24 protein-coding genes are annotated in these 20,386 nt (G+C 72.7%); 14 read left to right on the top strand and 10 right to left on the bottom strand.

All coding sequences use genetic code 11. The annotated features are described in order from the left end of the window. From Q0444_RS02950 to Q0444_RS02985, 8 genes are all read left to right on the top strand, one after another. Window positions 1-1,785: AAA family ATPase (locus Q0444_RS02950; protein ID WP_299021273.1), on the top strand; the 1,785-nt coding region annotated here is incomplete at its 5' end. Window positions 1,786-1,951: 166 nt separating this feature from the next. Continuing rightward, the gene (locus tag Q0444_RS02955) at window positions 1,952-2,464 is read left to right on the top strand and encodes a hypothetical protein (protein WP_291083329.1); all 513 of its coding nucleotides are present in this window, start codon (window positions 1,952-1,954) and stop codon (window positions 2,462-2,464) included. Window positions 2,465-2,596: 132 nt separating this feature from the next. Next, window positions 2,597-5,641, top strand: a complete 3,045-nt coding sequence (locus Q0444_RS02960) for a Na+/H+ antiporter subunit A (RefSeq protein WP_299021284.1) — start codon at window positions 2,597-2,599, stop codon at window positions 5,639-5,641. Then, complete coding sequence (locus tag Q0444_RS02965; protein ID WP_291083326.1) at window positions 5,638-6,201, top strand: Na(+)/H(+) antiporter subunit C; 564 nt, start codon at window positions 5,638-5,640, stop codon at window positions 6,199-6,201. Before Q0444_RS02960 ends, Q0444_RS02965 begins: the two co-directional genes overlap by 4 nt. Then, window positions 6,198-7,823 (top strand): Na+/H+ antiporter subunit D, encoded by a 1,626-nt coding sequence (locus Q0444_RS02970; protein WP_291083324.1) that lies wholly within the window; start codon window positions 6,198-6,200, stop codon window positions 7,821-7,823. Before Q0444_RS02965 ends, Q0444_RS02970 begins: the two co-directional genes overlap by 4 nt. A gap of 1 nt (window position 7,824) precedes the next feature. Then, window positions 7,825-8,436: a Na+/H+ antiporter subunit E gene (locus tag Q0444_RS02975; RefSeq protein ID WP_291083321.1), complete on the top strand. Its 612-nt coding sequence runs from the start codon at window positions 7,825-7,827 to the stop codon at window positions 8,434-8,436. Further along, complete coding sequence (locus tag Q0444_RS02980; protein ID WP_291083320.1) at window positions 8,433-8,726, top strand: monovalent cation/H+ antiporter complex subunit F; 294 nt, start codon at window positions 8,433-8,435, stop codon at window positions 8,724-8,726. The genes Q0444_RS02975 and Q0444_RS02980 overlap by 4 nt, the downstream gene beginning before the upstream one ends. Beyond that, window positions 8,723-9,091 carry a monovalent cation/H(+) antiporter subunit G gene (locus Q0444_RS02985; protein WP_291083318.1) on the top strand — a complete coding sequence of 123 codons (369 nt, stop codon included), beginning with the start codon at window positions 8,723-8,725 and terminating at the stop codon, window positions 9,089-9,091. Before Q0444_RS02980 ends, Q0444_RS02985 begins: the two co-directional genes overlap by 4 nt. Before the next feature lie 65 nt (window positions 9,092-9,156). Here Q0444_RS02985 and Q0444_RS02990 read toward each other — a convergent pair whose 3' ends face one another. From Q0444_RS02990 to Q0444_RS03000, 3 genes are all read right to left on the bottom strand, one after another. Further along, entirely contained in the window at window positions 9,157-9,435 is a 279-nt protein-coding gene (locus Q0444_RS02990; protein ID WP_291083316.1) for a hypothetical protein, read from the bottom strand. Window positions 9,436-9,524: 89 nt separating this feature from the next. Continuing rightward, complete coding sequence (locus Q0444_RS02995) at window positions 9,525-10,208, bottom strand: LytR C-terminal domain-containing protein (RefSeq protein ID WP_291083314.1); 684 nt, start codon at window positions 10,206-10,208, stop codon at window positions 9,525-9,527. Window positions 10,209-10,223: 15 nt separating this feature from the next. Further along, a complete protein-coding gene (locus Q0444_RS03000; RefSeq protein WP_291083380.1) occupies window positions 10,224-10,502 on the bottom strand; it encodes a DUF3263 domain-containing protein in 279 nt (92 codons plus the stop codon). Window positions 10,503-10,671: 169 nt separating this feature from the next. Between Q0444_RS03000 and Q0444_RS03005 the strand changes: the two genes are divergently transcribed. The 5 genes from Q0444_RS03005 to Q0444_RS03025 all read left to right on the top strand — a co-directional run bounded on the left by Q0444_RS03005 (window position 10,672) and on the right by Q0444_RS03025 (window position 14,850). Beyond that, window positions 10,672-11,352: a peptide deformylase gene (locus tag Q0444_RS03005; RefSeq protein ID WP_291083312.1), complete on the top strand. Its 681-nt coding sequence runs from the start codon at window positions 10,672-10,674 to the stop codon at window positions 11,350-11,352. Then, the gene (locus Q0444_RS03010; RefSeq protein ID WP_291083310.1) at window positions 11,345-12,415 is read left to right on the top strand and encodes a GNAT family N-acetyltransferase; all 1,071 of its coding nucleotides are present in this window, start codon (window positions 11,345-11,347) and stop codon (window positions 12,413-12,415) included. The genes Q0444_RS03005 and Q0444_RS03010 overlap by 8 nt, the downstream gene beginning before the upstream one ends. A 48-nt stretch (window positions 12,416-12,463) precedes the next feature. Next, window positions 12,464-13,264 carry an exodeoxyribonuclease III gene (locus Q0444_RS03015; protein ID WP_291083307.1) on the top strand — a complete coding sequence of 267 codons (801 nt, stop codon included), beginning with the start codon at window positions 12,464-12,466 and terminating at the stop codon, window positions 13,262-13,264. 52 nt (window positions 13,265-13,316) lie between these two features. After that, window positions 13,317-14,210 carry a polyphosphate kinase 2 gene (ppk2, locus tag Q0444_RS03020; protein ID WP_291083305.1) on the top strand — a complete coding sequence of 298 codons (894 nt, stop codon included), beginning with the start codon at window positions 13,317-13,319 and terminating at the stop codon, window positions 14,208-14,210. A gap of 223 nt (window positions 14,211-14,433) precedes the next feature. Further along, window positions 14,434-14,850: a CoA-binding protein gene (locus Q0444_RS03025; protein WP_291083303.1), complete on the top strand. Its 417-nt coding sequence runs from the start codon at window positions 14,434-14,436 to the stop codon at window positions 14,848-14,850. A gap of 4 nt (window positions 14,851-14,854) precedes the next feature. Here the strand turns inward: Q0444_RS03025 and Q0444_RS03030 are convergent, their stop codons facing one another. The 4 genes from Q0444_RS03030 to Q0444_RS03045 form a co-directional block, all read right to left on the bottom strand. Further along, window positions 14,855-15,238, bottom strand: a complete 384-nt coding sequence (locus tag Q0444_RS03030) for a CD225/dispanin family protein (RefSeq protein WP_299021297.1) — start codon at window positions 15,236-15,238, stop codon at window positions 14,855-14,857. A gap of 26 nt (window positions 15,239-15,264) precedes the next feature. Beyond that, on the bottom strand, window positions 15,265-15,561 hold the full coding sequence (locus Q0444_RS03035) for a GNAT family N-acetyltransferase (RefSeq protein ID WP_291083299.1): 297 nt from the start codon (window positions 15,559-15,561) through the stop codon (window positions 15,265-15,267). Between the two features lie 127 nt (window positions 15,562-15,688). Next, the gene (locus Q0444_RS03040) at window positions 15,689-16,453 is read right to left on the bottom strand and encodes an ABC transporter permease (RefSeq protein WP_299021303.1); all 765 of its coding nucleotides are present in this window, start codon (window positions 16,451-16,453) and stop codon (window positions 15,689-15,691) included. Beyond that, a complete protein-coding gene (locus Q0444_RS03045; protein WP_299021305.1) occupies window positions 16,450-17,364 on the bottom strand; it encodes an ABC transporter ATP-binding protein in 915 nt (304 codons plus the stop codon). Before Q0444_RS03045 ends, Q0444_RS03040 begins: the two co-directional genes overlap by 4 nt. An 87-nt stretch (window positions 17,365-17,451) precedes the next feature. Here Q0444_RS03045 and Q0444_RS03050 point away from each other — a divergent pair, with 87 nt between their 5' ends. Beyond that, window positions 17,452-18,129: a DUF1707 domain-containing protein gene (locus tag Q0444_RS03050; protein WP_299021307.1), complete on the top strand. Its 678-nt coding sequence runs from the start codon at window positions 17,452-17,454 to the stop codon at window positions 18,127-18,129. Between the two features lie 18 nt (window positions 18,130-18,147). On the opposite strand, the gene Q0444_RS03055 is transcribed toward Q0444_RS03050, so the two are convergent. From Q0444_RS03055 to thiO, 3 genes are all read right to left on the bottom strand, one after another. Then, a complete protein-coding gene (locus Q0444_RS03055) occupies window positions 18,148-18,918 on the bottom strand; it encodes a thiazole synthase (protein WP_299021313.1) in 771 nt (256 codons plus the stop codon). 88 nt (window positions 18,919-19,006) lie between these two features. Continuing rightward, window positions 19,007-19,207 carry a sulfur carrier protein ThiS gene (thiS, locus tag Q0444_RS03060; RefSeq protein ID WP_299021309.1) on the bottom strand — a complete coding sequence of 67 codons (201 nt, stop codon included), beginning with the start codon at window positions 19,205-19,207 and terminating at the stop codon, window positions 19,007-19,009. Between the two features lie 60 nt (window positions 19,208-19,267). Then, the coding region (gene thiO, locus Q0444_RS03065; RefSeq protein ID WP_299021311.1) for a glycine oxidase ThiO at window positions 19,268-20,386 on the bottom strand (1,119 nt) is incomplete at its 5' end.

A 20,386-nucleotide genomic window follows, 5' to 3' on the forward strand; every position in this document is an offset into this window, starting at 1 on the left:
GCCCCGGGGGGGAGCGGGCGGGGCCGGCGGCCCACCGCCGTGGCCGCCGCGGGCGCGGCGGGCGCGGCGGGCGCGGCGTCGATCGGATCGGGTCCGGGTGCGACGACGAGCCCCGCGACCCCGGGCGGCCCCGCCCGGGCCGGCGGCGGCACCGGTGCCGCCGGCCCCGCCCTGGCCGGCTCGGGGGCACCGTCCCCGTCCGGGGCGGCGATCACCGCGGTGGCCCGGGAGGACCTGGTGGGCGTGCAGGATCAGGCCGCCGTGCTGGAGCAGTGGCTGTCCCTGGCCCTGGACAGGTCCGACCTGCTGCGCTCGCTGGGGGCGTCCCCGCACCTCGGGGTCCTGGTCGCGGGCCCGCCCGGGGTGGGGAAGGCCACCCTCGTGCGGTCGGTCGCCGGGGACCGCCGACTCGAGGTGCTCGACGGCCCGTCCGTCGGTTCCCTCGACCCGGCGGGCCGCCTCGAGGCGGTGCGCGCCGCCGCCGAGCGGACCCGGGAGAACGGCGGGATCCTCCTGGTCACCGACGTGGACGCGCTGCTGCCCGCGGAGCCCGAACCGGTGTCCACGCTGGTCCTCGACCGACTGCGGTCCGTCGTGGCGCACCCCGGCTCGGTGCTGGTCGCCACGTGCGTGCGCCCCGAGGACGCCGACGCCCGGCTCCGCGACCCCGACCTGTGCGACCGGGTGCTGGACCTGCCGCTCCCCCACGGCGGCGACAGGGCCGCCCTGTTGGCGGTGCTCCTGCGCGGCGTACCGACCGCCACGCTGGACCTGCCCGCGGTGAGTGACCGGACCCCCGGGTACGTGGCCGGCGACCTGCGGGCCCTGACGCGCGAGGCGGCGATGCGCGCGGCCGCCCGGGCCGCGGGCGGGGGCGCCGCGGACGCCGCCGACGTCCACCTCGAGCAGGACGACCTCATGGGCGCGATCAGCGTGATCCGCCCGCTGTCCCGCTCGGGCACGGAGGAGCTGAGCCTGGGGTCGATCACCCTCGACGACGTCGGCGACATGGCCGAGGTCCGGCAGGCCCTCACCGAGACGGTGCTGTGGCCGCTCCAGCACCGGGCGTCGTTCGAGCGTCTCGGCGTGCAGCCGCCGCGCGGGGTGCTGCTCTACGGTCCGCCCGGATGCGGCAAGACGTTCGTCGTGCGGGCCCTGGCGGCCAGTGGTCGCCTCACCGTCCACATGGTCAAGGGCGCCGAACTCATGGACAAGTGGGTCGGCTCGTCGGAGAAGGCCGTGCGGGACCTGTTCCGCAAGGCGCGGGACTCGGCGCCGTCGCTGGTGTTCCTCGATGAGATCGACGCCCTGGCCCCGCGCCGCGGCCAGACCGGGGACTCCGGGGTCGGCGACCGCGTGGTGGCGGCGCTGCTCACCGAGCTCGACGGCGCCGAGCCGCTGGGCGACGTGGTGATCCTCGGCGCGACCAACCGGCCGGAGCTCATCGACCCGGCGCTGCTGCGTCCGGGACGGCTCGAGAAGCTGGTCTTCGTACCCCCGCCGGACGCGGAGGCGCGCGCGGACATCCTCCGCGCGGCGGGCCGGAACGTCCCGCTCGCCGCGGACGTGGACCTGGCCGAGCTCGCCGGGGACCTGGACGGGTACTCGGCCGCCGACTGCGCCGCCCTCCTCCGGGAGTCCGCGCTGACCGCCATGCGCCGCGACATCGACGCCGCCGAGGTGACCGCCGACGACGTGGCCCGCGCCCGCCGGACCGTCCCGCCCTCGCTCGACCCCGAGCAGGTGGAGACCCTGCGCTCGTACGCCGACCGGCGGGAGGCGTGAGTCACGTCCGCCTTGCCGCGGGCCCCGGCCGGGCGCTACAGTTCTCGGTCATGCGCGCGATTCTCGTAGTAACCGGACGTAACGGGGCCTGACCGACCGGCACCCCCGTTGCGTGGTTACTCCTTCTCCGTCGGTCCCCGCACCGCCGTCGAGAATCGAGAATCCCATGAACGCCACCACCGCGACCCGCTCGCTCCCCACCACCTGCCCGTTCGGCGAACGCTTCGGGCGGCGCCTGCCCCGCGGGTTCGTCGACGAGGCCGCAGGCCTGGACTGGCGCACCCTGATCGACACCTACGCGCCGTCCACCGATCGCTTCCACCTGGCGGACCTCTCCCGCCGCCCACTGGGCCGGGGCATCACCGCCTACGAGGCGATCCTGGCCACCCGCGGCGCCGGGGACGAGCCGGGCCGGTTCACCCCACGCCGGTTGACCACCGAGTCGTGCGGCGACCTCACCGCGATGTCGGAGATGCTCGGCCGGATCGGCGCCCGCGTCGAGATCGAGAGGTTCCACCAGTACGAGGGCCACGGATTCGGCGAGACCGAGTCCTGGTGCACGATCCTGCGGGCCACCTGCGGACGCCGCGAGACCTGGGCCCTGGGATTCGGCGAGGACTCCTCGGAGTCCGCGATCGCCGCGCTGCTGAGCGCCGCGACGCTGCTCCACCTGCGTTGACCACAGGCCACGGACCCGTTTCTGTAAAGTACTCACCGAACCCCCACCCGGTGACCCACCGGCATACCGCCGAGACCCGGCGGGCACGTCCGCGCGTCGTCACGGCGTTCGACGCAACGAGAGGAGCCGCCCGTGATCGCGATCCTCGCGGCCCACACCGTGGCCGCCCTGATCGCGATCCCGCTGGTGCTGCGCTTCGGGCGCCGCGCGTTCCCGCTCCTCGCGCTGGTCCCGGCCGGCGGCGCGGTGTGGGTGGCCGCCAACCTCGGCGGCGTCCCCACCGCGACGATCCCGTGGGCGCCCGCCATCCACCTCGCCCTGGACCTGCGGATGGATTCGCTGTCCGCGCTGATGGCGCTCATCGCGCTGGGGGTCGGCGCGCTGGTGCTGTTCTACTGCACCTGGTACTTCGACGACGTCGACCCCCGCCTCCACCTGTTCGCGGCCGAACTCGTGGCCTTCGCGGGCGTCATGTTCGGCCTGGTCGTGGCGGACAACATGATCCTGCTCTACATCTTCTGGGAGATCACGTCCGTCCTGAGCTTCCTCCTGGTCGGCCACTACGCCGAGCGGGCCTCGGCCCGCCGCGCGGCCACCCAGGCCCTGCTCGTGACCACCCTCGGCGGACTGGCGATGCTCGTCGGGATCGTCATCCTGGGCCAGTCCGCCGGCTCGTACCTGCTCAGCGACGTGGTGGCCGCGCCCCCGTCGGGACCGCTCATCCACTGGGCGCTGCTCCTGGTGATCATCGGCGCGGCCAGCAAGTCCGCCATCGCCCCGCTGCACTTCTGGCTCCCCGGCGCCATGACCGCCCCCACCCCGGTGAGCGCGTATCTGCACTCCGCGGCCATGGTCAAGGCCGGGGTCTTCCTCGTCGCGGCCATGTCGCCCGGACTCTCCGGCTCGTCGACGTGGCAACTCCCCCTGATCGTCCTGGGCCTGGTCTCGCTCCTCATGGCCGGCTGGCGGGCGCTGCGGGAAACCGATCTCAAGCTGGTGCTGGCCTTCGGCACGGTCAGCCAGCTGGGCTTCCTGCTGGTGCTGGTGGGCATCGGCTCGCGCGACACCATGCTCGCCGGCCTCACCATGCTGCTGGCGCACTCGCTGTTCAAGTCGGCGCTGTTCATGGCGGTCGGCGTGATCGACAAGACCACGGGCACCCGGGACATCCGCGAGCTGTCGGGGCTGGGTCGCGCGCGGCCCGCGCTCGCGCTGTTCTTCACCCTCGCCGCCGCGTCGATGGCCGGGCTGCCGCCGTTCCTGGGATTCGTCGGCAAGGAGGCGGCCTTCGCCACCGTCCTGTCCGAGGAGCGGCTGCACGGGATGCCGGCACTGGTGGTCACGGCGGGGCTCGTGGCCGGGTCCATCCTCACCTTCTCCTACACCGCGCGCCTGGTCATGGGCGCGTTCCGCTCCAAGGGGGTCTTTGCCGACGGGACCAGCCCGGCGGTCGCCGACTCCCGGCCACCCGGGGTGCTCTTCCTCTCCGTCCCGGCGCTCCTCGCCGTCACCGGCCTGGTCCTGGGCCTGTGGTCGGCGCCCGTCGACGGGCTGGTCTCCCGCTACGTCGACGCCGCCTTCCCCGTCGGCAGCCCGTGGCGCGGAGCCGAGGCGTACCACCTCGGACTGTGGCACGGCGTCGAGGTCCCGCTGGCCCTCACGCTCGTGGTCTACCTGCTGGGCACCATGCTGTACGTGGCGCAGCGGACGGTCGAGCGGATGCAGTTCGAGTCCCCCGCCCTGGGTAACGCCGACCGCATCTACGACGCCACGCTGAAGTTCTTCGACACCCTGTCGCTGCGGCTGACCGCCCTCACCCAGCGCGGCTCGCTGCCGCTGACCCTCGGCATCATCCTGGTCACGCTCGTGGTGTTCCCGTTCGGCTCGCTCCTGGCCGGGACCCGCGAGGGCCTGCGGATGGAGCTGTCCGCCAACCCCGTCGTCCTGGTGGTCCTCATCCCGATGGTCTTCGCCGCGGTCGCCGCGACCCTGCTGCGCAACCGCCTCGCCGCCGTCATCTGCATGTCCGTCACCGGGTACGGGGTGGCCGTGATCTTCGCCTTCCACGGCGCCCCGGACCTCGCGCTCACCCAGGTGTTGGTCGAGACGCTCATGATGATCTCGTTCGTGCTGGTCCTGCGCACGATGCCCGCCGAGGTCCCGCTCTCGGACGGCTTCCGTCGGCTGCGGGCCTGGCTCGGGATCGGCGTCGGCCTGCTGGTCATGGTGGTCGGCGCCTACGCCATCAACGCGCGCCAGAACCCGGCCGTGTCCACCGTCTTCCCGGACCTCGCCTACCGGATCGGCAACGGCGCCAACGCCGTCAACGTCACGCTCGTCGACATCCGCGCGTGGGACACCCTCGGCGAGATCACGGTGCTCCTGGTCGCCGCGACGGGCGTGGCCAGCCTCGTCTTCCGCAACCGGCGCTACGGCTCCGGTCCGCGCCTGGCCGACGTGGACAAGACCCGGTCCGGTCGCCGCGGCGTGGAGGCCGCCCGCGTGGTGATCGAGGCCCCCGGCGCGACCCCCGGCCGCTGGCTGGTCGGGGCGACCGTCCGCGACCCCCGCGCCCGGTCCCTGGTCCTCGAGGTGACCACCAGGCTCCTCTTCCCCACGATGATGATCCTCAGCCTGTTCTTCTTCTTCGCCGGCCACAACAATCCCGGCGGCGGGTTCGCCGGCGGCCTGGTCGCGGGCCTGGCCCTGACGCTGCGCTACCTCGCCGGTGGCCGCTACGAGTTGGGTGAGGCCGTCCCCATCGACGCCGGCCGCATCCTCGGCGTGGGGCTCCTGCTGGCCGCCGGCACGGCCGCCGTCTCCATGGCCTTCGGGGCGCCCGCCCTGTCCAGCGCCACCCTCCAGGGGACGCTCCCCGTGTTCGGCGAGGTCAAGCTCGTCACGGCGCTGTTCTTCGACGCGGGGGTGTACCTCATCGTCGTCGGCCTCGTCCTGGACATCCTCCGCAGCCTCGGCGCCCGTCTCGACCTGGACGCCGAGGACCTCGAAGAGCTCCGCGCCGTCTACGTCGACGCCACCACCTCCCCGTCCACCGCCGCCCTGCGCCGCGTCCCCGGCGTCGACGCCAACGGCGCCCGCTCGGACCTGTCCGCCCGCCGCAGGGCCCGGCTCGAGGCCGCCGAGAACCAGGGCGCCAGTCCCGGGGGGATGCCATGACCGCCGACTTCTCGCTGCTCCTGCTGGCCGGGATCCTCTGCGCCGCGGGCGTCTACCTGCTTCTCGAGCGCGCGATCATCAAGATCCTGCTGGGCATCATGATCATGTCCAACGGCATCAACCTGCTCATCCTGGCCTCGGGGGGCCCGCCCGGCAATCCCCCCATCCGGGGACGCGGGTGGGGGGACAACACCGTCGACTCCGACCCGTTGTCGCAGGCCATGATCCTCACCGCGATCGTCATCACCGCCGGCGTCGGCGCGTTCATCCTCGCGCTGGCCTACCGCTCCTACCAGTTCACCACCGTGGACGAGGTCGCCGACGACGCCGAGGACACCAAGATCGCCAAGCGCTCGCCCACCGACGCCTGGTCCGCGCCCGACCGGGACGCCTCCGACGACCACACCACCGGTCAGCCCACCGAGCTGGGCGACCACGTGGACTACGACGACGAGGACCTGGAGGAGGCGGAAGCGGAGGCCCGCGCCGAGTCCGAGGCCAGGTCCCGCGCCCGGCGCGAGAAGGAGCCGACGGACGGCGGAGAGGAGCGGCACCCGTGATCCCCTCCGGCCTCTTCGGCGTCCTCATCCCGTCCGTCTTCCTCCTGCCCCTGCTCGCCGCCGCACTGTGCCTGGTGGCCTCGCGACGACCGCGGGTGCAGAACGTCATCACCGTCATCACCCTCACCGCCGTGCTGGTCATCTCGGGGGTGCTCCTGGTGCTCACCGACCAACACGGCATGCACACCGTCCAGGTGGGCGGCTGGGACGCCCCCGTGGGCATCACGTTGGTGGCGGACAGGCTCAGCGCGTTGATGCTCTGCGTCTCCGCCGTCGTCCTGCTCACCGTGATCATCTACGCCGTCGGGCAGGGCGTCCGCGACGGCGACGGCGACCAGCCCACCTCGATCTTCCTGCCCACCTACCTCGCGCTCGCCGCGGGGCTGAACTCGGCGTTCATCGCCGGCGACCTGTTCAACCTGTTCGTGGGATTCGAGATCCTCCTGGCCGCCTCCTACGTGCTGCTCACGCTGGGGGCCAGCCAGGAGCGGGTCCGCGCCGGCGTCTCCTACACCGTCGTGTCGATGGTGTCCTCGCTGATCTTCCTGCTCGGCATCGCACTGACCTACTCGGCGGCGGGCACGCTCAACCTCGCCCAGCTGGCCATCCGGATGGCGGAGGTGCCGGACGGGCTCCGCAACACGATCTTCGCCGTGTTCCTGGTGGCGTTCGGGATCAAGGCCGCCGTCTTCCCGCTCTCCACCTGGTTGCCGGACTCGTACCCGACCGCGCCCGCCCCCGTCACCGCGGTGTTCGCGGGCCTGCTCACCAAGGTCGGCGTCTACGCGATCATCCGGTTCCACACCCTCGTGTTCCCGGGCGGCTCCATGGACGGGATCCTGCTGGTGGCCGGGCTGCTCACCATGGTGATCGGCATCCTCGGCGCGATCGCCCAATCGGACATCAAACGAATCCTGTCGTTCACGCTCGTCAGCCACATCGGCTACATGATCTTCGGCATCGCGCTGTCGACCGAACTCGGGCTGAGCGCCGCGATCTACTACGTGGGCCACCACATCATCGTCCAGACCACGCTGTTCCTCGTGGTCGGGCTCATCGAGCGGCAGGCCGGGTCGTCCTCCCTGCGCCGCCTGGGCTCGCTCGCCGTGGCCAGCCCCGTCCTCGCCGTCGCCTTCCTCGTCCCCGCGCTCAACCTCGGGGGCATCCCCCCGTTCTCCGGCTTCATCGGCAAGCTCGCGGTGATCCAGGCGGGGGCCGAGGTCGGCGGCCCGCTCATGTGGGTGCTCATCGCCGGGGCGATGGTCACCAGCCTGCTCACCCTCTACGTGGTGGTCCGGGTGTGGTCCAAGGCCTTCTGGCGTCCCCGCGCGGACGCCCCCGAGGGCGCTGTGGCCCTGGCCAAGCCGCTCGCGCTGCTGCCCTCGGACGAGTACGTGGAGTTCGACGAGCGCGAGGAGGTGGGCAAGATGCCGCTGAGCATGCTCGCCCCGACCATGGCGCTGATCGTGGTCTCCCTGCTCATGACCGTGTTCGCCGGCCCGCTGCTCGGGGTGGCGGACAGGGCCGCCGCCTCCCTCATGGAGCGCGACCAGTACATCGACACCGTCCCCGTGGACGCCACTCCCGGCCGGTACGTCGGCTCCGTGACGGGGGTGCGCTGACATGAACCGCAAGGTCCGTCTGGATCCACGGGTGCTGGGGTCCCGGGTGTTCATGGCCCTGTGGCTGACGTTCGCCTGGGTGCTGCTGTGGGGGCCGGTCGAGGTCGGCACGATCGCCGGCGGGCTGCTCGCGGCCGTGGCGGTGATGGTGCTGCTCCCGTTGCCCCGGGTGCCCGTCGAAGGCCTCCTCCGGCCGGTGTCCACCGCGTGGCTGGTGATGGTGGTGGCCTACTACCTCGTCCGCTCGTCGCTCACCGTCGCGTGGCTGTCCATCCGGCCCGCCGCGCCACCCCGGTCCGCCGTGCTCCGGGCCCCGATGAAACTCAAATCGGACTTCACGCTCGCCCTGGCCGTCAACACGCTCAACCTCATGCCCGGCGGGATCGTCGTGCGGGTCGACCCCGTGGCCCGCTACGTGTACGTCCACGTCCTGGACGCGGCCTCCGACCGGTCCGTCGAGCACTTCCGCCGGCAGACCGCGCACATCGAGCGGCTCTACCTGCGGGCGTTCGAGCGCCCCGAGGACTGGAAGCCCAGCCCGGAGCACTTCTCCGTCCCCGCCGACACCGGGCCCACCATGGATCGCACCTCGGACAAGGAGGAGACCCGATGAGCCTGACCATCCTGGTGTGGAGCGCGGCCGTCATCGCGTTGACGCTCGCGCTGTTCGCCACCATGATCCGCCTGATCGGCGGCCCCAACACCCTCGACCGGATGATCTCCCTGGACATGCTCGCCGCCGTGGCCCAGTGCGGGGTCGGCGTCTACATCGCCTGGACCAAGGACACCACCGCCGCCGCCGCGCTCGTGGCGTTGGCGCTGGTGGCGTTCCTGGGATCGGTCTCCGTGGCGAGGTTCCGCGTGAACGACTCGACCGGGGTGCCCGAGGAGGCCATCACATGACCGACGACGTGATCGAGGTCGTCTCCGCGCTCTTCGTGCTCGCCGGGGCCCTGCTCACCCTGTCCAGCGCCATCGGCCTGGTGCGCTTCCGGGACACCCTCAGCCGCATGCACCCGGCCGCCAAGCCGCAGGTCCTGGGACTGCTGCTGGTCCTGCTGGGTGCCGGCGTGCGGATTTACCCCAGCATCGACCTCGGCATGCTGGTGCTCGCCGCCATCGTGGCGGTGTCCACGGCGCCCGTGATCGCCAACCGCGTCGGGAACCTGGCCTACCGGGAGAGCGTCGAGGACGGCACGATCACCCACGAGGCGCCCGTGCTCGAGAAGTTCCAGGCCAGCGAGGCCAATCGCCGGAAGCGCCGCTGAGGGACCGACGGACGGCGGGCCCCGGGGCGGTGGCGACGCCCGCCGCGGCGGGGCCTACCGGGAGATCAGGGAGCCGGCTGGCCCGGGACCTGGACCGCGGTGCCCTCGGCGCCCTGCGGCGCGACGCCCTCCGACTCCGCGCCCTCGAGCGCGGTGGTGGTCTCGCCGGTGGTGGTTTGCTCCGCCTCAGTGGCCTTGGGCTCCTCCGAGTAGGTGGGCAGGGTGTACGGCGCGTCCGGGTTGGCGGGCTGCTCGTTGGGCGGGCTGCACGCGGTCACCGCGAGCGCGAGTGCGAGTGCGGGAGCCGCCACCAGGAGGCGGCGGGCGGTCTGACGCGGGGCCATGAGGGCTCCTTCGATCTCGGGTGGCTGCGGGACGCTGTGAGCACGGTTCCCGCGGGGCGGGGTGCGTCGGCTCATCATATCCTCAGGGGTCAGCGGTCGAGGTCCTGGGTGACGATCACGATCACCCCGGGAGCCTGCCCCGCCAGTTCCGCGGGCCGCGGCCGGGCGGTGATCCCCAACTGCGCGGCGATCGCCTCGGCGGCCTGCTGCTCGCCGGGTCCCGTGCCGTAGTAGGCGGTCGACTCGGCCACCACGCCCTGGTTGGAGGGCAGATTGGCCACGTCGCCGACGGCGAACCCGGTCTCCCGGAGCGCCTCGCCGGTGCGGGCCGCGAGCCCGGTGACGTTGCTGTTGTTGAAGATCAGCACGGGCACCGAGGTCACGGCCGGCACGGAACCGGACTGGGCGCCGGCGGACGGCTGAGCCTGCCCCTCCTGCCCCGACGCCCCGGGCGCGGCCTGAGAGTCCTGCCCGGCGGGGCCCTCGCCGGGCTGACCGGACCCCGCGGGCTGGCCCTGGGGCTGCGCCTGCGAGGTGGCCCCCTCCGCCGCGGTGGGCGTGGAGGCGTCGTCACCGCCGAAGAGTTGGACGAGTCCGACGCCGATCGCCAGCACCACGGCCGCGAGGAGCACCATCGCGATGGCCCGGTACGGCGGGCCGCTCGGCTCGTCCGTCCCGGGTCCGCCGGGTCCGCCGGGCCCGTCGTGTGGGCCTGCGCCGGGCGCGTGCTCGTCGGACGGGTCGAACTGCGAGGTTTCGGACTGTGAGCTCACGCCGGTGAGTGTAGGTCAGTCGAGGCGCATTCCCAGGTTGCGCGCCGCGCGTGCCTTCTGACGGCTGCTGCGCATGCGGCGCAGGCGCTTGACGAGCAACGGGTCCGCGGCCAGCGCCTCGGGCCGGTCGATGAGGTCGTTGAGGATCTGGAAGTAGCGGGTGCCGGACACGTCGAACTGTTGCCGGATCGCCTCCTCCTTGGAGCCGGCGTACTTCCACCACTGCCGCTCGAACTCGAGCATCGCCCGGTCCCTCTCGGACAGGACGGGATCGGCGGCGTGCAGCTCGGCCATGCCCTGATCCCCGTCGCGGGCCTGCACCTCGCGTGCCACGGCGGCTGTTCGCCCCATTCGCGCGCCTCCTCGACGATCAGTGCCTGACCCGGATCACATCGTTGTGATTCCCCCGTAGTGAACCACACCCCTCCGACACCCTGCCAGGCGCGCACTAGGATCATCTGCCATGGCCGTCCGTCCCATCGTCATCCTCGGCGATCCCGCCCTCCACGCCCCCACCGAGCCCGTCACCGAGACCCCGGCGGAGCTCGCCGACCTCGTGCGGGACATGTACGACACGATGGACGCCGCGAACGGCGTGGGGCTGGCCGCCAACCAGATCGGCGTCCGCAAGCGGGTGTTCGTCTACGACTGCCCCGACCTGGACACCGAGGACGGCGAGGGCGTCTCCCGCGAGGACGTCGAGGCCCGCGGCGGCTGGATCACCCGGCGGGGGTGCGTGGTCAACCCGGTCCTGGAGACCTCCCAGATCCCGGAGACCATGCCCGACCCCGAGGACGACCTCGAGGGCTGCCTGTCCGTCCCCGGCGTGAACTTCCCGCGCGGCCGCGCCTGGTGGGCCCGGGTCACGGGCACCGACGAGAACGGCGAGCCGGTGTCGATCGAGGGCTACGGCCTGTTCGCGCGCTGCCTCCAGCACGAGGTCGGCCACCTGGACGGCTTCCTCTACACCGACCACCTGATCGGCCGGAACCGCAAGGCCGCCAAGAGGCACATCCGCGACGTGGGCTGGGGCGTCCCCGGCCTGAGCTGGGACCCGATGACCGATCCCGACCCGTTCGAGGACGAGGACGACGACGACCACGACGGGACCGACGACGACGAGGCCGCCACCTTCCATGGCTGAGCGGGACCAGGGCCTGTCGGATCGGTCCCGGTGGAACGCGGGCCGGCGGGCCGAGGTGGGCATGCGCGTGGTGGTGCGTCGCCACCTGGAGGCCGGGGAGAGCTCCCACCTCTACACGGACGTCATCGGCCACGTGGTGGAGCTCGAGCCGGAGCTGGTCGTGCGCCGGGAGTCCGGCGAGGAGGTGCGGATCCCCGAGGAGAGCATCGCCGTGCTCAAGGTGCTGCCCCCCCGACCGGTCCGGGCCCGCGACGTCCGCGCCCGCGAGTACGCGAGCGCGCTGGCGTGGCCGGGACCGGAGTTCGAGGTGGTCGACGGCTGGTTCTGCCGGGCCGGCGACGACTGGTCCTACCGCGGGAACTCGGCGGTGCCGGTGCTGCCGTGGGCGAGCTGCGAGCAGCTCGACGGCGTCCGCGGGTGGTACGCGGCCCGCGGCCTGCCGCTGCGGCTGGTGGACGTGGACCGGCTCGTCTCGTCCGATCGCATGCTCCTCGGCGGCGTTCCGGTGGCCCCCTCCCGGATCCACGCCGACCGGGAGCTGCTGCTCTGCACGGCCGACAGCGGCGAACTGCTCGCCAGGGTGGAGTCCGAGGCCGCCGCGCACGGGCGCGGCGACGCCCGCCCGTCCGTCGTGCTGGCCGACTCCCCCGACGACGACTGGCTGGGGCTCTACCACGCCACCGCCGACCTGGACCCCGACCGCGTCCGGCCCGCGATGCTCGCCACCGCGGGCCTGGTCGACGGCGAGCCCGGCCCCGGCGGGCACGCGGTGTTCGCGCGCCTGGAGGATGGCGGCGAGCTCGCCGCGATCGCCCGCGGCGCCGTCACCGCCGGGCCCGACGGGGCTCCCCGCATCGCGGTCTCGTGCGTGCAGACCGCGGACGCCCACCGCCGCCGCGGCCTGGCGGAGGTGGTCACCGGCTCGCTCGTCGACTGGGGTCGGGGCCTGGGGGCCGAGGAGTGTCACCTCCACGTGTTTGCGGACAACTCCGCCGGTCGGGGCCTGTGGGCGAAGCTCGGATTGCAGCCGCACCATTCCCTGCGCCACCTCGTCGTCGTCTGACTCCTCCCACCCGGCACGGGATTCACCGTCGGGTAATAGACTGATTACATGCGCCTGGCCACGTGGAACGTCAACTCGATCAGGGCTCGACGGGAACGCGTCGCGGCCTGGTTGGAGCGTTCGGACGTCGACGTCCTGGCCATGCAGGAGACCAAGTGCAAGGACGAGCAGTTCCCGCACGAGACGTTCGCCGAACTCGGGTACGAGGTCGCCCACCACGGGTTGAGCCAGTGGAACGGCGTGGCCGTGGCGTCGCGGGTGGGGCTGGAGGACGTCCGGCTGGGGTTCGACGGCATGCCCGGCTTCCACAAGGACCCCGAGGTCACGCAGGACCCGGAGGCCCGCGCCCTCTCCGCCGTGTGCGGCGGCGTCCGCGTGTACAGCCTCTACGTGCCCAACGGCCGTGAGGTCTCGGACCCCCACTACGCGTACAAGCTCGAGTGGTTGGCCCGGCTGCGCGAGCACGCCGCCACCGAGCTCGCCGCCGACCCGGGCGCGCAGGTCGCGCTGGTGGGCGACTGGAACGTGGCCCCCCACGACGAGGACGTGTGGGACATGGGGGTCTTCGAGGGCAAGACCCACGTGTCCGAGCCGGAGCGCCGCGCGTTCGCCGCGTTCGACGGCGCCGGCTTCCGCGAGGTCACGCGCGAGTACACCCCCGGCCCGGGCGTCTACACGTACTGGGACTACACGCAGCTGCGCTTTCCCAAGAAGCAGGGCATGCGCATCGACTTCCAGCTGCATTCGCCGGAACTGGCGGCCCGCGTCACCGGGGCCTTCATCGACCGCGAGGAACGCAAGGGCAAGGGCGCCTCGGACCACGCCCCCGTCGTCGTGGACCTCGACTAGCACCTCCCGCACAGCATCCCCGCCCGGACTTCACCACCACCAGGAGACCCAATTGTCCACATTCCAGCTCCGCCACTACATCGACCGGCTGCGCGCGGAGGGGTTCACCGTCCGCGACGACCAGGGCGAGGATCCCGACCTGATCGACATCAACGGCAGGGCGGTGGACACCTGGCGCGACAACTACCCGTACGACGAGCGGCTGGACCGCAACCAGTACGAGGTGGAGAAGTACCTGCTGCAGATCGAGCTGCTCAAGTTCCAGAACTGGCAGGCCGAGTCGGGCCACCGGCACGTGATCGTGTTCGAGGGTCGCGACGCCGCCGGCAAGGGCGGAACGATCAAGCGGTTCACCGAGTACATCAACGTCCGCCAGGCCCGCGTGGTGGCGCTGATCAAGCCCACCGAGACCGAGCTGTACCAGTGGTACTTCCAGCGCTACGTCAGCCACCTGCCCACCCGCGGTGAGCTCGTGATGTTCGACCGCTCCTGGTACAACCGCGCCGGCGTCGAGCGCGTGATGGGGTTCTGCACGGACACGCAGTACGACACGTTCATGGAGCAGGCGCCCATGTTCGAGAAGATGCTGGTGGACTCGGGGATCGGGGTGACCAAGTTCTGGTTCTCCGTGACCCAGGAGGAGCAGAAGACGCGGTTCGCGATCCGCCAGCTGGACCCGGTGCGCCGGTGGAAGCTCTCGCCGATGGACCTGGAGTCCCTGGACAAGTGGGACAAGTACACCGACGCCAAGGAGGAGATGTTCCGCCGCACCGACACCGACTGGGCGCCGTGGATCACCATCAAGTCCAACGACAAGAAGCGGGCCCGCATCAACGCGTTGCGCTACTTCCTCAACCAGTTCGACTACCCGGAGAAGGACCACCAGGTGGTGTTCGAGCCGGACCCGAAGATCGTCAAGCGCGGCAGGGACGCCGTCGGGGACTGACCGGCCCCCTCCCGGCATCCCGAATCCCGCATCCGCGATCCGGAACCCAGAATCCGCGATCCGCGATCCGGGATCCGCTACTCCCCTGCATCCTTCGCTACCCGGAATCGGGTAGCGAACCGCACGGCGGCGTAGCGGATCTCGGAGGAGGGCGCGCGCGGGAAGGGTCGCCCGGGAAGGGTCGCCCGGGAATGTCCGGGGGGCGCCGCGCCTTGGAGTGGGTATGAGTCACACGAATGATCCGGCCGTCGTGAGGCGCCTGCTCGCCGAGAAGGGGCGGTGGGCCGTGGTGGGCCTGTCCGCGAACGAGGGGCGTACCGCGTACGGGGTCGCGGCCTACGTGAGGGACCTCGGTCACGAGATCGTGCCGGTCCATCCCAGGGCCGAGACGGTCCACGGTCAGCGGGGGTATGCGAGTCTCGCGGAGGTCCCGGGCGAGATCGACGTCGTGGACGTCTTTGTCAACTCGCGGCTCGCGGGCACGGTCGTGGATGACGCCATCGCCCGGGGCGCGAGGGCCGTGTGGCTCCAGTTGGGCGTGGTCGACGAGGCTGCGGCGCGGCGGGCCGCCGACGCCGGGCTGGACGTGGTGATGGATACCTGCCCGGCGATCGAGGCGCCGCTCCTGGGCCTGGCCTGAGGAACTAGTTGTACCCGGACGAGGCCAGCCCGACCATCACGAAGATCATGACGAAGTACACGATCACCAGGCCCAGCATGATGCCCAGTGACACCATGCCGAGCTTCTTGGCCGACGCGCTCGCGGCCTCGGCCTCCGCGTACCGCCCGGCCGCCCACAGCGGGTAGACGTCCAGCGCGCGGGTCATGGCGGTGAACGCGAGCGGCCAGAAGAACAGGATCGCCGCCACCGCCCAGCCGACGTTCGACGGTGGGCCGGGCCGGGCGGGCCCGCTGTCCGCGGCGTACCCCTGTCCCGGGTACCCGGATTGCGCTCCGTAGGCCCCCTGCCCGCCGAACTCGGGCGGGGTGGAGTAGCCGGACGGGTTTCCCTGCGGCGGGTAGGTCATGACGCCTCCTCGGCGGTCGTGGGCAGTCAGTCGGCCGCGACGAGCAGTTGATACTCCGGGAAACGGACGAGGAAGCGGCGGACGTAGCTGCACACCGGGCGGATCTTGACGTCGTCCAGACGCATCCGTGTCAGTACCAGGCTCACCAGCAGACGCGCGATCCCCTGCTGTCCGAACCGCTCCTCGATCACGGTGTGGAGCAGGATCAGGACGTCTCCGTCCTTCTCGTACCCGACCAGCCCCATGAAGGTGTCGCTGTCCCACAACTCGAACCTGTCTCTATCGGTGTTGTGCACCAACTTGAGCGACGCTTCGCCGGACATCTGGACTCCTTCGGGCCGACCGTGTTCCTCTCCCGAGCCTACCCGCCGGATCAGACACTCCCGGCACAACGCCGCATCAATCCACACGGGAACCCGCCTCGGAGCGCGGAGTTCGCCGAGCGGGGGGTCAGGCGTCCCGGCGCAGCGTGACGACCAGGCCCACGACCCACAGGGCCACGCACACGGCGGCGAACCAGGCCAGGGCGGTCCACTCACCCCACGTGATGTAGCCGCGGACCGTCTCGCCCTGCGTCCAGTAGTCGCCGTTGGCGAACGGCATCCAGCCGGCGATGTCCTGCCCCACCCGCGGGATCAGGGACACCATGCCCTCCAGCGCCAGGGTCCACACCAGGAACAACGAGATGGTGCCGGCGGCGTTGCGCATGAGGTACGCCAGCCCCATCACGGCGACGGTGCCGAGCCCGGCGTAGACGGGGAACCGGGCCAGGTACGTCAGCCCGACCCCCGAGAACGGGGTCCAGGCGTCGTTGCCCGACAGCGCCCCGGCCACCAGCAGGGAGAGGACCACGGCGGCGGCCACCACGACCATCGACATGGCCGTGAACAGCGCGGTCTTGGCGAGCACCGCCGGCCAGCGCGACGGCGCCGCCAGGAAGGTGGCCTTGATGGTGTGGAAGCGGTACTCCCCGGTCACGGCGACGATCGCCGCGATCCAGACCAGGGTGACCGTGAACACGCTGACACCGATGATCGCGAACAGCGGGTCGCTCCCACCGCCGGGTTCCCCGATGATGGGGTCCCCCGTGGAGGTCTGCTCGAACTGGCCGATCACCACGGCCAGGCCCAGGGCGAGGAGGATCCCGAGGGCGTACAGCCAGTACACGCTCCTGGTGGTGGTCGCCTTGATCCACTCGGACTTCAGCAGGTTCATCGGGTGGTCTCCTGACCGTGGTACTCGACGTCCTGGTCGGTGAGCGCCATGAAGGCCTCCTCGAGCGACGCCCGCTTCTCGTGCAGTTCGTGGACGGTGATGCCCAGGCTCGCGGCCAGGTCCCCGACCTGGGGGGCCCGCAGCCCCTCGATGGTGAACAGGCCCGTCGGTGTGTCGAAGGTGGCGGCGACGCCCTCCTCCCGCGCGGCGGCGGCGAACTCGTCGACGTGCGGCGTCCGGAGGACGACCGTGGAGACGGCGGCGGAGAGGAAGTCCTCGACGGAGGTCTGGGCGCGGAGCCTGCCCCGACCGATGACGACGAGGTCCTGCGCCGTCTGGGACATCTCCGACAGCAGATGGGACGAGACGAGCACCGTCCGACCCTCGGCTGCGCGCGCGTGCATGAACCGGCGGATCCAGAGGATGCCCTCGGGGTCCAGGCCGTTGACGGGCTCGTCGAACAGGAGCACCTGGGGGTCGCCGAGCATGGCGGTGGCCAGGCCCAGACGCTGGCGCATGCCCAGCGAGTACCCGCCCACCTTCCGGCCCGCGACGTCGGCGAGGCCGACCAGGCCCAGTACCTCGTCCACGCGGGAGGCGGGGAGGCCGCCCGCCGCGGCGATCATCCGCAGGTGCGCCCCCGCCGACCGGTTGGCGTGCGTCCACGACGCGTCGAGCAGGCAGCCGACCGTGTGCGTGGGGTTCTCCAGGGCCCGGTAGGGCCGCCCGTCGATCAGCGCCTCACCGGAGGAGGGGGTGTCCAGGCCGACGATCATCCGCATGGTGGTGGACTTGCCGGCGCCGTTCGGGCCGAGGAACCCGGTCACCACCCCGGGGCGGACCGTGAAGCTGAGGTCGTCCACCGCGGTGGACCCGCCGAAGCGTTTGGTCAGGTTGCGTACCTCGATCATGGCCCCCAGTGTGCCTGCCGGGGGGCCGGCGTCGTGCGCCGACCGCTCGGATCCCACCGGGGGTCGACCGGGTCTACCCTGGAATCCATGGACGACGGCACCCCGGACCCCGACCGCACGCCCGACGCGGTGCCCTCCCTGCGCGCATCGGACGCCGAGCGCGACGAGACCGCCCGCCGACTGCAGGACGCGTTCTCGGAGGGTCGGCTCACTCTTGCCGAGTTCGACGAGCGGACCACCCGGGCGTACGCGGCGCGGTTCCGGGACGAGCTGGGCGAGCTCACCCGGGACCTGTCGCCGGCTCGCCGCGACGCGGGACCCGGGACCGGGCTGGGGACCCCGGACCGTGCCGAGCCGCCGGCCCGCCGGGTGACGGGCGGGACCGGGCCTTCGACGTCGCTGGCGATCATGGGCGGCTGCGAGCGCGCGGGCGCGTGGACGCTGCCGGCCGATCACACCGCGGTCGCGCTGATGGGCGGGATCGAGATCGACCTCCGTGAGGCGACCCTGCAGTCCCACCAGACCACGATCCGCGCGTTCGCCGTCATGGGCGGGATCGACATCCTGGTCCCCGACGACATCCACCTCGAGGTGGAGGGACTGGGCATCATGGGCGGATTCGCCGAGGAGTCGGGCGAGTGGGCGCCGGACCCGAGGCCGGTCCGCCAGGCCCCGCCGGGAGCGCCGAGGGTGCGGGTGACGGGGCTGGCGTTGATGGGCGGGGTCGGCGTGCGGAGGGTCCCCGCCCCGGCACCGCGGGCCTAGTCGACCGGCGGGGCGTCCCTAGTCGACCGGCGGGCTGGACGCCTGCGCCCAGAACCGCTTGGGGATCCGCCCGGCCACCCGGGCGGCGTGCCCGGCGCGGACCGCCTCGCGCATCGCGGCGGCCATGAGCGGCGGGTTCTCCGCGCGGGTCACGGCGGTGGCGAGCAGGACGCCGTCGCAGCCGAGCTCCATCGCCAGCGCGGCGTCGGAGGCGGTGCCGATCCCGGCGTCGCAGATCACCGGCACCCCGGCGCGCGCGACGATCATCTCCAGGTTGTGCGGGTTGCAGATGCCCAGGCCCGTGCCGATCGGCGCGCCCAGGGGCATCACCGCCGCGCAGCCCACGTCCTCGAGCCGGCGGGCCAGGACGGGGTCGTCGGTGGTGTAGGGCAGGACCACAAAGCCGTCATCGACCAGGTCCTCCGCGGCCTCCACCAGCTCCAGCGCGTCGGGCAGGAGCGTGCGCTCGTCGGCGATCACCTCGAGCTTGACCCAGTTGGTGCCCAGGGCCTCGCGGGCGAGCCGGGCGGTCGTGACCGCCTCGGCGGCGCCGCGGCAGCCGGCGGTGTTGGGCAGCGGGCGGATCCCCAGCTCGCGGAGCAGGCCGAGCAGGCCGAGCCCGTCGGAGCCCAGCCGCAGGTCGACCCTGCGGATCGACACGGTGGTGAGGGCGGTGCCGGAGGCGATCAGCGCCTCCCGCAGGACCTCCTGGTTCCCGGCCCCGCCGGTGCCCATGATCAGCCGCGAACCGAGCTCCTCGCCGGCGATGACCAGGGGCGAGTCCAGCACCGCGGTGGGGCCGGGGTCGCCGGGGCCGGCGGGGCCGGGGCCGGCGGGGCCGGGGCCCGCCGCGCCGGGCTCAGCCACCCCCGACCCCTCAGCCACCCTGCACCGCCGTGAGGACGTCCACCTCCGCGCCGGCGCTCAGCGGGGCCTCGTCCCAGCCCGAGCTGGGGACCACCACACCGTCGACGGCGATCGCGACGCCCTCGTCGGGCAGGTCGAGCGCGGTGACGAGCGTGCGGACGGTCGCGCCGGCGGCGAGCGTGCGGTCCTCGCCGTTCACGGTGACGATCATGGGGCCTCCCTGCGGACGTCCTGGTGATGGTGCCCACAGTAGTCGGGCCGCGGCGCGGCCTCATCCCCGGGCGAACCGGTCGGGTGCCGCCGCCAGCGCGGCCGCGGGCGGGGGCAGTCCCAGGACCAGGGCGACGACGGCCGCGGCGGTGACCGGGGTCAGGGCGATGCCGTTGCGGCCGTGGCCGGTGGCGTGGACGAGTCGCGGGTCCGCGGGGTCCGGGCCGAGGAAGGGCAGGTTGTCCGGGGACATCGGGCGCAGGCCGGCGATGATCTCGGCCAGCTCGTACTCGCCGACCCCGGGGAACACGGTCTCGGCGTCGGCGAGCAGGTCCCGTACCCCGGCGACGGTGACCTGACGGTCGTCGCCGTGTTCGTACTGGGTGGCGCCGACGACGAGCCCGCCCTCCCGCGGGACCAGGTACAGTGGCCGGCCCCGCACGAGGGCCCGCACCACGCCGGCGGGCGGGTCCTGGCAGCCCGGCCGGGTGCGCAGGCGCAGGACCTCGCCCTTGACCGGGCGGATGGGCAACCCCGACAGGTCGGCGGACCCGGCGCCCGCGGCCAGGACGACGCGGTCCGCCTCCACGTGGTCGAGCGAGACCACACGGCCCCGCTCCCACCTCACCCCCTCGGCCCGGCAGGCGCGGGTGAGGGCGGCCAGCAGGACGCGGTTGTCGACGGCGCCCTCGGAGTCCATGCGGTAGGCGGTGCGGGCGACGCGGGCCAGGGACGGTTCGGCCGCGCGCAGCTCGCGGCGGGTCACGCGGCGCAGGTCGGCGGCGGTGATGCCGGGCGCGGACCCCGAGCCGGGGTCGGGCTGGCGGGCGGCCCAGGCCATGGCCATGTCGAGATCGCGGGCGTCGGCGTCGTCCACGGCCAGCATGTGGGTGTGCGCGGCGGTGCGGATCGGCGGCCCGGGCGGCCGGTGCGGCTCGAGCTCGCGCAGGAACCCCGGCCACCGCCGCAGCGAGTCCACGCCGAGCGCGAACGCCGCCTCCTCCCCCGGCCAGGCCTCGCTGAACGGGGCCAGCATGCCGCCCGCGACCCACGCCGCGCCCGAGGTGGGGACGCCGTCGGGGCCGGAGTCGTCGGGCTCGTGGATCACCACCTCCGCGGCCGTGCCCGAGCGCGCGAGCGACCGGGCGGTCGACCAGGCGCAGGCCAGGCCGATCACCGA

This window comes from uncultured Dietzia sp. (genome assembly GCF_937873725.1).
Taxonomy (GTDB): domain Bacteria; phylum Actinomycetota; class Actinomycetes; order Mycobacteriales; family Mycobacteriaceae; genus Dietzia.

Excerpts from the sequence above, each read along its gene's own strand:
- Q0444_RS03040 (WP_299021303.1), bottom strand. The coding sequence starts at position 16,453 with ATGAACCTGCTGAAGTCCGAGTGGATCAAGGCGACCACCACCAGGAGC.
- Q0444_RS02985 (WP_291083318.1), top strand. The coding sequence starts at position 8,723 with ATGACCGACGACGTGATCGAGGTCGTCTCCGCGCTCTTCGTGCTCGCC.
- thiS (WP_299021309.1), bottom strand. The coding sequence starts at position 19,207 with ATGATCGTCACCGTGAACGGCGAGGACCGCACGCTCGCCGCCGGCGCG.
- Q0444_RS03005 (WP_291083312.1), top strand. The coding sequence starts at position 10,672 with ATGGCCGTCCGTCCCATCGTCATCCTCGGCGATCCCGCCCTCCACGCC.
- Q0444_RS02975 (WP_291083321.1), top strand. The coding sequence starts at position 7,825 with ATGAACCGCAAGGTCCGTCTGGATCCACGGGTGCTGGGGTCCCGGGTG.
- Q0444_RS02955 (WP_291083329.1), top strand. The coding sequence starts at position 1,952 with ATGAACGCCACCACCGCGACCCGCTCGCTCCCCACCACCTGCCCGTTC.
- Q0444_RS03030 (WP_299021297.1), bottom strand. The coding sequence starts at position 15,238 with ATGACCTACCCGCCGCAGGGAAACCCGTCCGGCTACTCCACCCCGCCC.
- Q0444_RS03010 (WP_291083310.1), top strand. The coding sequence starts at position 11,345 with ATGGCTGAGCGGGACCAGGGCCTGTCGGATCGGTCCCGGTGGAACGCG.
- Q0444_RS03000 (WP_291083380.1), bottom strand. The coding sequence starts at position 10,502 with ATGGCCGAGCTGCACGCCGCCGATCCCGTCCTGTCCGAGAGGGACCGG.
- Q0444_RS03050 (WP_299021307.1), top strand. The coding sequence starts at position 17,452 with ATGGACGACGGCACCCCGGACCCCGACCGCACGCCCGACGCGGTGCCC.
- Q0444_RS02990 (WP_291083316.1), bottom strand. The coding sequence starts at position 9,435 with ATGGCCCCGCGTCAGACCGCCCGCCGCCTCCTGGTGGCGGCTCCCGCA.
- Q0444_RS02980 (WP_291083320.1), top strand. The coding sequence starts at position 8,433 with ATGAGCCTGACCATCCTGGTGTGGAGCGCGGCCGTCATCGCGTTGACG.
- Q0444_RS02965 (WP_291083326.1), top strand. The coding sequence starts at position 5,638 with ATGACCGCCGACTTCTCGCTGCTCCTGCTGGCCGGGATCCTCTGCGCC.
- Q0444_RS03015 (WP_291083307.1), top strand. The coding sequence starts at position 12,464 with ATGCGCCTGGCCACGTGGAACGTCAACTCGATCAGGGCTCGACGGGAA.
- Q0444_RS03025 (WP_291083303.1), top strand. The coding sequence starts at position 14,434 with ATGAGTCACACGAATGATCCGGCCGTCGTGAGGCGCCTGCTCGCCGAG.
- Q0444_RS03045 (WP_299021305.1), bottom strand. The coding sequence starts at position 17,364 with ATGATCGAGGTACGCAACCTGACCAAACGCTTCGGCGGGTCCACCGCG.
- Q0444_RS03035 (WP_291083299.1), bottom strand. The coding sequence starts at position 15,561 with ATGTCCGGCGAAGCGTCGCTCAAGTTGGTGCACAACACCGATAGAGAC.